This is a genomic window from Kitasatospora sp. NPDC059817 (assembly GCF_042731835.1).
Classification (GTDB): domain Bacteria; phylum Actinomycetota; class Actinomycetes; order Streptomycetales; family Streptomycetaceae; genus Kitasatospora.
On the sequence record NZ_JBHWIR010000237.1, the window covers coordinates 1 to 9077 of the forward strand.

At 75.0% G+C, this 9077-nt stretch carries 9 protein-coding genes; 8 read left to right on the forward strand and 1 reads right to left on the reverse strand.

The genetic code is table 11. The features are described 5' to 3' along the window. The 4 genes from ACFV61_RS31755 to ACFV61_RS31770 all read left to right on the forward strand — a co-directional run. Nucleotides 1-828, forward strand: an 828-nt coding sequence (locus tag ACFV61_RS31755; RefSeq protein ID WP_380495391.1) for a class F sortase, incomplete at its 5' end; no start/stop codon positions are given. A gap of 175 nt (nt 829-1003) precedes the next feature. Next, nucleotides 1004-1900: a hypothetical protein gene (locus ACFV61_RS31760; protein WP_380495393.1), complete on the forward strand. Its 897-nt coding sequence runs from the start codon at nt 1004-1006 to the stop codon at nt 1898-1900. Beyond that, nucleotides 1897-2685, forward strand: coding sequence for a response regulator (locus tag ACFV61_RS31765; RefSeq protein ID WP_380495395.1), 789 nt, complete (start codon nt 1897-1899; stop codon nt 2683-2685). Before ACFV61_RS31760 ends, ACFV61_RS31765 begins: the two co-directional genes overlap by 4 nt. Continuing rightward, nucleotides 2682-3899, forward strand: a complete 1218-nt coding sequence (locus ACFV61_RS31770; protein WP_380483985.1) for a sensor histidine kinase — start codon at nt 2682-2684, stop codon at nt 3897-3899. Before ACFV61_RS31765 ends, ACFV61_RS31770 begins: the two co-directional genes overlap by 4 nt. Nucleotides 3900-4035: 136 nt before the next feature. Here ACFV61_RS31770 and ACFV61_RS31775 read toward each other — a convergent pair whose 3' ends face one another. Further along, nucleotides 4036-4278 carry a hypothetical protein gene (locus ACFV61_RS31775; RefSeq protein WP_380428188.1) on the reverse strand — a complete coding sequence of 81 codons (243 nt, stop codon included), beginning with the start codon at nt 4276-4278 and terminating at the stop codon, nt 4036-4038. 311 nt (nt 4279-4589) lie between these two features. Between ACFV61_RS31775 and ACFV61_RS31780 the strand changes: the two genes are divergently transcribed. The 4 genes from ACFV61_RS31780 (at nt 4590) to ACFV61_RS31795 (ending at nt 8974) form a co-directional block, all read left to right on the forward strand. Continuing rightward, complete coding sequence (locus ACFV61_RS31780; protein ID WP_380495397.1) at nt 4590-5294, forward strand: GNAT family N-acetyltransferase; 705 nt, start codon at nt 4590-4592, stop codon at nt 5292-5294. A gap of 262 nt (nt 5295-5556) precedes the next feature. Then, nucleotides 5557-6819: a MurT ligase domain-containing protein gene (locus tag ACFV61_RS31785; protein ID WP_063350329.1), complete on the forward strand. Its 1263-nt coding sequence runs from the start codon at nt 5557-5559 to the stop codon at nt 6817-6819. Between the two features lie 46 nt (nt 6820-6865). Continuing rightward, the gene (locus ACFV61_RS31790) at nt 6866-7594 is read left to right on the forward strand and encodes a type 1 glutamine amidotransferase (RefSeq protein WP_063350328.1); all 729 of its coding nucleotides are present in this window, start codon (nt 6866-6868) and stop codon (nt 7592-7594) included. A 354-nt stretch (nt 7595-7948) separates the two neighbouring features. Beyond that, nucleotides 7949-8974: a 6-phosphofructokinase gene (locus tag ACFV61_RS31795; RefSeq protein ID WP_063350327.1), complete on the forward strand. Its 1026-nt coding sequence runs from the start codon at nt 7949-7951 to the stop codon at nt 8972-8974. The last annotated feature ends 103 nt before the right edge of the window (nt 8975-9077 follow it).

Below are 9077 nucleotides of genomic sequence, written 5' to 3' on the forward strand. Positions count from 1 at the left end.
GGGGCGCGGGGGGGCCCGCCCCCCCGGGGGGGGGGGGGCCACCCCCCCCGGCCGCCGGGCGCCCCCGGGCCGGCCCGCCACGGCCTCCCGCGCGGTGGCCGCAACCGGCGGCGCCGCAAGGCCTCCCCCGGCCCGGGCACACTGCGCCGGACGGCGTTCGGTGCGGCGGGCCTCGCCTGCCTGGTGCTGGGCACCACCGTGGCGTTGTCCGGCCAGCACACCCCGGTGGTGCGGGTCGAGCCCTCGGTGCACGGCAGTACCGACAACCCGGCGGCCGCGCCCTCGGGAGGCCCCGGAACCGCGGGGACCACGGGGACGGCCGGGACCGCCGGGAGCTCGGCCGGCGCGCCGAAGCCCTTCGCCGCTTCGGCGCCGACCCGGCTGCTGGTCCCGGCCGCCGGGGTGGACGCCCCGGTGACCGGCCTCGGGCTGAATCCCGACGGGACGGTCGAAGTGCCGGCCGCCGACCGGGCCGACGAGGTCGGCTGGTACCGCAACGGGCCGACGCCCGGGGAGGCTGGCCCCGCCGTCCTCATCGGGCACTACGACACCGCGCACGGCCCGGCGGTCTTCCACGGCGTGCCGAAGCTGCGGCCGGGCGACCTGATCCAGGTGCGGCGCGCGGACGGCAGCACCGTGGACTTCAAGGTCCGCTCACTGCTCCAGGCCGCCAAGGACCGCTTCCCGACCGAAACGGTCTACGGTGACACTCCCGAACCCGCTCTCAGGCTCATCACCTGCGGCGGGCGGATCGGCTCGGACGGGCACTGGACGGACAACATCATCGTCCTGGCGGACCTGGCCGGTCCGGGCGGCGCGACCGGCTGAAGCCGCCGCGCCGTCCCGGTCGTCCCGGCCGTCGGGTCGTTTCGACTGTCGAACCGGCGCGGCGGCCGGGACGGCGGGACGGGAACCACCGACCGCCGTCCACGCGACCTACCACCGAGGCCGGTGCGGGGACGAACCGGCGCATCGCCGCAGACCAGGAGGACGAGCACCGACCGTGGCAGCAGCATCCCCACCCCGCCGCCGGCCCGTCGCCGTGCCGGTGGCGGCCCTCGCCGCCCTGGCCGTCCTCGTGACGCTCGCGGCCCTGGCCCTCGGCCGCGCCACCCCCGGCGGGCTCCAGGACCACGGCGCCACCCAGCCGGTGGCGCCGCCGCTGGTGGCCCAGCCGCTCTGGCCCGACCTGGCGGCCTCCCCGCCGCCGCGCCCTCCCGCCACCGGCGCCGGGGCCGCCACCCAGGCCGCGCCGCAACCCGTCCCGGACGTGACCGTCCCCGGGCACGACATCAAGACGGTCGACGTCCGTACCCTCCTCGCCAAGGACTCCACGGTGGGCCCGGAGGAGCGGCGCGCCCTGGACTCCTGCCCCGCCTGCGACGTCCGCAGCCCCGAGTTCCGTGACCTCACCGGCGACGGGCGGGACGAACTGGTCGTCTCCGTCGCCACCCCCGGGCCCGTGGTCCTGCACGTCTACCTGCTGGCCGACGACCGGCTGCTGCCCATCCTCCAGGTCGAGGTGCTGAAGGGGTTCAGCGCCGCGACCGTGGGATCCGACCTGTGGCTCTACGAGCCGACCGGCGCGTTCGTCCGGACCAGCAGCCACTACCAGTGGGACGGCGTCCGGCTCGGCCTGCTGGAGCGGAAGGTCGAGGACACCGGCCCGATCGCCGGCCCGATCGCCGGCCCGGCCAGCGGAGCCACGAACGGCGCCGCACAGACGCCCACCAGCACGCCCTCCGCCGGCCCCGCCGTCGCCCAGCGCAGCGGCCGCCCATCCGCCCAGCCGCAGCCCTCCCTGCCCGAAGCCGGCGCCGGCGCGGGCGTCTCCTCCCCGAAGACGGCCGTCCCGATCCCTGTCCGCCCGCCCTCGGCTCCCTCGGAAGCGAAGCCATGACCCCCGCAGCCGCGCCCGCCCACCCGCACATCCTGCTCGTCGAGGACGACGAGGTGATCCGGGAGGCCACCCGGATGGCCCTGGAGCGCTACGGCTTCCCGGTCACCACGGCCGCCGACGGCCTGGAGGGCCTGGAGGCCTTCCACGCCGTGCGCCCCGACCTCCTCCTGCTGGACGTCATGCTGCCGCTCCTCGACGGGGTCGGCCTCTGCCGCCGGATCCGGGAGGAGAGCCAGCTGCCGATCCTGATGATGTCGGCGCGCACCGACCCGGTCGACGTGGTGTCCGGTCTGGAGGCCGGGGCGGACGACTACGTCGTCAAGCCGTTCGAGAGCGCCGTACTGGTCGCCCGGATCCGCACCGTGCTGCGCCGGGTGCGGGTGGTCCCGGCCGAACCCGCGCTGCCCGAGGAGCCGGTGGACCCCGCCATCCCCGTCGCAGCGTCTGCCGTCGCCGTTCCCACCGCCGCCGTGCCTGCGGACGCCCCTTCCTCCGCGCTGCGCAGCTTCGACGGCATGCAGGTGGACACCGACAGCATGGAGGTGCGCGTCGACGGCCACCTCGTCCCGCTCACCCCCACCGAGCTGCGGCTGCTGCTGGAGTTCACCGCCGCGCCCGGCATCGTGCTGGAGCGCTCCACCCTGCTGGAACGCGTCTGGGACTACGACTGGGGCGCCGACACCCGGGTGGTGGACGTCCACGTGCAGCGGCTGCGCGCCAAGATCGGCTCCGGCCGGATCGAGACCGTCCGCGGGTTCGGCTACAAACTGCGGCGTCCGGCATGACCCTGCGCCGTCAGATCGCCACCGCCGTCGCCGCCATCGCCGTCCTGGTGGCGGTGGCCGTCGGCCTGCTGGTCCACCAGGCGATGATCCGTCAGCACGTGGACCAGGCCCGCGCCGCCGCGCTCGCCGCGCTCGGCTCGGCCGTGGACACCTACAAGCGCGGCGAGGTCACCGACCGGTTCGCCCTGGACGACCCGGCGCTGCCCCAGGGGCTGCGGACGCTCGCGGCCGACGGCCGTGAGGGCTCGCTGCTCGCCGGCGGTCCGCAGGGCGAGTCGATGTGGGCGGCCCGACCGGTCCAGACCGGGGTGCTCTCCGTCCGGGTGGACTTCACCCAGGACCGGCAGGCGATCGCCGACCTCGACCGGATCATCCTGATCACCGTCGTCGCCGCGGTCTTCACCACGGTCCTGGCCGGCGTGCTCGTCGCCGACCGGATCAGCCGCCGCCTGCGCACCGCGGCGACGGCCGCCCGGGGCATCGCCGCCGGCCGGACGGACACCCGGATCGGCGAGCTCGTCGACGGGAAGGACGAGGTCGCCGACCTCGCCGCCGCCGTCGACCTGATGTCCCGCACCCTGCACCAGCGGCTGGAGGACGAGCAGCGCTTCACGGCGGACGTCGCCCACGAACTGCGCACCCCGCTCACCGGCCTGGTCACCGCGGCCGAACTGCTTCCGCCCGGCCGCCCCACCCAACTCGTCCAGAACCGGGTGCAGGCCCTGCGCTCGCTGGTCGAGGACCTGCTGGAGGTCTCCCGCCTCGACGCCGACGCCGAGATCCCGGACTTCGCCCCCGTCCCGCTGGAGCGCGCGGTGCGCCGCACCGTCACGCTCACCGGCCTGGAGGTCGACGTGGACGTGGACGCGGCCGCCGACCGCCAGGTCCGCACCGACCTGCGCCGCCTCGACCGCATCCTCGGCAACCTGCTGCTCAACGCCCACCGGCACGGCACCGCGCCGATCCGGCTGCACGTCGACGGCCACCGGATCACCGTCCGCGACCACGGCCCCGGCTACCCCGACGACCTCCTCGCCCGCGGCCCCCAGCGCTTCCGCACCAACGCCCCCGAACGCGGACGCGGCCACGGACTCGGCCTCACCATCGCCACCGGCCACGCCCGGGTCATCGGCGCCGACCTCACCTTCACCAACCACCCCGACGGCGGCGCCCTCGCCACCCTCACCCTCCCCGACGACCCGTCCCACCCCTGACCGCTCAACCGCAGCCGTGAGATACGGCCGCCCAGGTGGCAGCGGTGGCCGGGGCCTGAGGCGGTCCCTCGGGTGGCCCCGGCCCGCCGGGTCGCCGGGTCGCTCGGCCGTCACTCGGCCGTCGCCCGGCCGCCGCTCAGCTGTCGCTCGGCTGGACGACGCACGCCGAGTTCGCGAGCATCGACCCGAAGCCGCCGAGCAGCGTGGAGACGACAGCCTTGCAGGCGGCGGCCTCCTGCGGGGTCTTGGGCCCGTCCGCGGCGGCCGCCGGCTGGGCGAGGGCGATCGGCGCGGCCAGCAGCAGTGCGCAGCACGCCACGCCCAGTACGGACCGCTGCACGAGGGCGGACTTCTTCAGGAGGGACGAGGGGAAGGACATGTGGGCCCCTTCGGGGGAGGTGGGATCGGCGGAAAGCCGAGCCATCCCTATCCGAAGGGGCTCGTCCGTTCCCGGATTCTGCGCCATCCGTGAGCGTGTTCAGGTCAATGATCCGTTCGGGGCCGGGCGAGCACCCCAGGCCCGTCGGCCACCCTGGTGCCCGAGCCCGGTCGAGTCCGGTCGGGGCCGGTCGAGCCCCGTCGAGCCCCCGGGACATGGCCGCGCTCGTCACGCTCCGGAACCGCCCAGGTCATTCCTGCGTTCACGATCACGTAACCGGCCGGAAGCGCGGCGTCGGTAGCGTCGGCGGCATGACGGCATCACGCACTCGCCCCGAACGGCTCTGGCACCGGCCTTTCCGCAGGTCCGACCGCAGGTGCGCGGCGCCCGAGGGCCAGGCCGCCCGGCTGCCCGCGCTCACCGGGGGCCCGTTGCGGCCCGCCCGTCCGCACCCCCCGGTCGACCGGCCGCGAGCCGTGACGGAGCCGGACCGGGCGGCGCCGTCCCGCCTGACGCTGGCGGACGGGACGGCGCTGACGCTGCGCCCCGCCGGACCGGCCGACCGGGCCGCGGCCCTGGCGATGCACCTCCGCTGCTCCCCCGCCTCGCTGCGGCTGCGCTACCACGGGCCGGTCCGCGACGCTGGCCGCTACCTGGACCACCTGCTGGACGCCCGGCACGGCCACAGCCTCGCCGCGACGGCCGCCGACGGGCGGATCGTCGCCCTCGGGCACCTGATGTGGGACGACGACGAGGCGGAGCTGGCGGTGCTGGTCGAGGACGCCTGGCAGCGGCGCGGACTCGGGCCGGCCCTGCTGCGGCAGCTCTCGGCGGCGGCCCGGGCGGCCGGTGTGACAACCGTGTACGCGGTGACCCACGCCTCCAACACCGGGCTGATCACCGCGATGCGCCGGCTGGCCGCGCCGCTGGACTTCCGGGCCGAGGACGGCACCCTGGTGATCACCGCCACGCTGGCCGCGGACGAGCCGGCCTCCTGCGCCCGCCCGGGCCGCTGATCTTTTCTTCACCACATCCTCACCCGGGAACCCCGAGAGCCCGGAGAGCGTCCCAAGCGACGAAGGCCCCCTCCGTACACCGCCTTCCCCGACGATCCGTCAGGGCGCCCGAAGCGGCGCCTCCGGCCGCGTCGCAGCAGGCTGCCTGGGGTCCGGATCGTCGAGCCGGGCGGCGGAGTCGGTAGGCTGGCCCCGTCCCCGCCGCCCGACGGCCCGTTAATCCGGACCCGGGTGGTGCCGCAGCAAGGAGGAACCACTGAGCATGGCAGGCACCGAATCGGAGCCCACAGGCGCACGCGACGCCTCGCTGCCGGCCCGCGCCAAGATCGCGGTCACGGCCGGTCGGGTCGCTGCCGCCGTGTCCCGCAAGGCCGGACGCGGAAGCGGCTCGGTGATCGGCGGCAAGGTCGCCCTGAGGCTCGACCCCGACCTGCTCGCCACCCTCGCCGACCACCTCGACGTCGTCCTGGTCAGCGCCACCAACGGCAAGACCACCACGACCCGCCTGATCGCCGAGGCGCTGCGCGCCGCCGGCCCGGTGGTCTCCAACGCCCTGGGCGCCAACATGCCGGCCGGCATCACCTCCGCCCTGGCCGGCGGCTCGGACGCCCGCTTCGGCGTGATCGAGGTCGACGAGAAGTACCTGGCGGGCGTCGCCCGCGACACCCGCCCCAAGGCGATCGCCCTGCTCAACCTCTCCCGCGACCAGCTCGACCGCGCCGCCGAGACCCGGATGATGGCCGAGAAGTGGCGCGAGGGCCTTCAGGACACCGAGGCCGTGGTCATCGCCAACGCCGACGACCCGCTGGTGACCTGGGCCGCCTCCTCCTGCAAGAAGGTGGTCTGGGTGGCCGCCGGGCAGGCCTGGAAGGAGGACGCCTGGTCCTGCCCCGCCTGCGGCGGTGTGATGCAGCGCCCCGGCGACGACTGGTTCTGCCAGGAGTGCGGCTTCCGGCGCCCCAACCCGCACTGGGCGCTCCAGGGCACCCACGTGATCGACCCGCAGCGCGGCGCCTGGCCGATCCAGCTCCAGCTGCCCGGCCGGGCCAACCTGGCCAACGCCACCAGCTCGGCCGCCGTCGCCGCCGTGTTCGGCGTCTCCCCGCAGGTCGCGCTGGAGCGGATGCGCTCGGTCTCGGCCGTCGCCGGCCGCTACGACGTGGTCCAGTACCAGGGCCGGGACATCCGGCTGCTGCTGGCCAAGAACCCGGCCGGCTGGCTGGAGACCTTCTCGCTGATCGACGGCCCGCCCGCGCCGGTGATCCTCTCCGTCAACGCGCTCGACGCCGACGGCACGGACACCTCCTGGCTGTGGGACGTCGACTACGAGCGCCTCGCCGGGCACCCGGTGTTCGTGATGGGGCAGCGCAAGCTGGACCTGGCCGTCCGCCTGGAGGTCGCCGGACTGCAGTTCCACGTGGTGGACACGCTGGAGCAGGCCGTCCGGATGGCCCCGCCCGGCCGGATCGAGGCCATCGCCAACTACACCGCCTTCCAGCAGCTGCGGAAGGTCGTGGCCGGCTGATGCCGCGCCTGCAGCCCCATCTGATCGTGACGGAAGGCCTTCGAGGATGAGTGAGAGCAGCCTGCGCGTGGTCTGGGTCTACCCGGACCTGCTCAGCACCTACGGCGACCGCGGCAACGCCCTGGTCGTGGAGCGCCGGGCCCGCCAGCGCCATCTCAACGTGACCCGGATCGACGTCCGCTCCGACCAGTCCGTCCCCACCAGCGGCGACATCTACCTGATCGGCGGCGGCGAGGACCGTCCGCAGCGGCTCGCCGCCGAGCGGCTGCGCAACGACAGCGGCCTGATCCGGGCCTCCGAGAACGGCGCGATCATCTTCGGCGTCTGCGCGGGCTTCCAGATCATGGGCCACGAGTTCGTCAACGACCTCGGCGAGCGCGAGCCGGGCCTCGGCCTGCTCGACGTCTGGACCACCCGCGGCGACGGCGCCCGCTGCGTCGGCGACGTCCTCGCCGACGTCGACCCGCGCCTCGGCCTGCCGCAGCTGACCGGCTTCGAGAACCACCAGGGCGTCACCCACCTCGGCCAGGGCGTCCAGCCGCTGGCCACCGTGGTCGCCGGCCGGGGCAACGGCACCGGCGACGGCACCGAGGGCGCCTGGCGGGACACCGTGTTCGGCACCTATCTGCACGGCCCGGTGCTGGCCCGCAACCCCGCCGTGGCCGACATGCTGATCAAGCTGGCGCTGGACGTCAACGCCCTGCCGCCGGCCGACACCACCTGGTACGACGCGCTGCGCGCCGAGCGCATCGCCGCCACGACGCGCCCCGCGTAGTACGTCCGCCCGCCCCGGAGCCCGGGTGCCCGCGATGCGGTCACCCGGTTCAGGGGCGGCCCCGGACGTACCACAATGGGGCTGCCTACTGCACACCCTCCTCGGCAGCAGGCTGCACTTCCGCGCGGGGGCGCCGACGGCGCCGCTCCCGCGTCGGCTCCTGCCCGGCCGGACCAGGGGCCGTATGCTCGACTTCGCGGCCGTTTTCGGGCGTTCTGTCCGGATCGGCCGGTCCTTCACCCCGCGGCCACCTCCCCGCCACTCCGGCGTGGGAGCGCCCCGCTACGGTGACGGCTCGTCGTCCCAGCCTGTAGTCCGGCCGTTCCTCGGTTCTGCTCGGGAGTTGCAAAGCTAATGCGTATCGGAGTGCTGACCAGCGGCGGTGACTGCCCCGGCCTGAACGCGGTGATCCGTTCCGTGGTCCACCGGGGGGTGGTCGACCACGGCGACGAGATCATCGGTTTCCAGGACGGCTGGCGCGGTCTCCTGGAGGGCGTCCACCGGCCGCTCACCCTCGACTCGGTGAGCGGCATCCTGGCCCAGGGCGGCACGATCCTCGGCTCGTCCCGGGTCCAGCCCAGCCACCTGCGCGACGGCGTCGAGCGCGCCAAGCGACTGTGCGCGGACCTCGGCATCGACGCGGTGATCCCGATCGGCGGCGAGGGCACCCTCAAGGCCGCCAAGCTGATGAGCGACGCCGGACTGCCGGTGGTCGGGGTCCCGAAGACCATCGACAACGACATCGCCTCCACCGACGTCACCTTCGGCTTCGACACCGCCGTCTCGGTCGCCACCGAGGCGCTGGACCGGCTGAAGACCACCGCCGAATCCCACCAGCGGGTCATGGTCGTCGAGGTCATGGGCCGCCACACCGGCTGGATCGCGCTCAACGCGGGCATGGCCGCCGGCGCGCACGCCATCGTCGTCCCGGAGCGGCCGTTCCACATCGACAAGCTGACCGCCGTCGTCCGCGAACGCTTCGACCGGCAGAAGAAGTTCGCCATCGTGGTCTGCGCCGAAGGCGCCAAGCCCGAGCCCGGCACCATGCACTGGGAAGAGGGCACCAAGGACATCTACGGCCACGAGCGGTTCACCGGCATCGCCACCCAGCTCTCCCGCGAGCTGGAGCACCGCCTCGGCAAGGAGGCCCGCCCGGTGATCCTCGGCCACACCCAGCGCGGCGGCACCCCGACCGCGTACGACCGGGTGCTCGCCACCCGCTTCGGCTGGCACGCCGTCGAGGCCGTCCACAAGGGCGCGTTCGGGCACATCACCGCACTGCAGGGCACCAACATCAACCTGGTGCCGATCGCCGAGGCGGTCGCCGAGCTGAAGACCGTCCCGCAGGAGCGCTACCTGGAGGCGGAGACGGTCATCTGACCTCCCCCGCCCCGTCGGGGGGGGGGGGGGGGCGCGCCCCCCGCGCGGCCGCGGGCGGCGGGCGGCCCCGCCCCCCCCCCCCCCCGGCGCGGCGCGCGGGCGC

Excerpts from the sequence above, each read along its gene's own strand:
- ACFV61_RS31775 (WP_380428188.1), bottom strand. The coding sequence starts at position 4,278 with ATGTCCTTCCCCTCGTCCCTCCTGAAGAAGTCCGCCCTCGTGCAGCGG.
- ACFV61_RS31795 (WP_063350327.1), top strand. The coding sequence starts at position 7,949 with ATGCGTATCGGAGTGCTGACCAGCGGCGGTGACTGCCCCGGCCTGAAC.
- ACFV61_RS31765 (WP_380495395.1), top strand. The coding sequence starts at position 1,897 with ATGACCCCCGCAGCCGCGCCCGCCCACCCGCACATCCTGCTCGTCGAG.
- ACFV61_RS31785 (WP_063350329.1), top strand. The coding sequence starts at position 5,557 with ATGGCAGGCACCGAATCGGAGCCCACAGGCGCACGCGACGCCTCGCTG.
- ACFV61_RS31770 (WP_380483985.1), top strand. The coding sequence starts at position 2,682 with ATGACCCTGCGCCGTCAGATCGCCACCGCCGTCGCCGCCATCGCCGTC.
- ACFV61_RS31790 (WP_063350328.1), top strand. The coding sequence starts at position 6,866 with ATGAGTGAGAGCAGCCTGCGCGTGGTCTGGGTCTACCCGGACCTGCTC.
- ACFV61_RS31780 (WP_380495397.1), top strand. The coding sequence starts at position 4,590 with ATGACGGCATCACGCACTCGCCCCGAACGGCTCTGGCACCGGCCTTTC.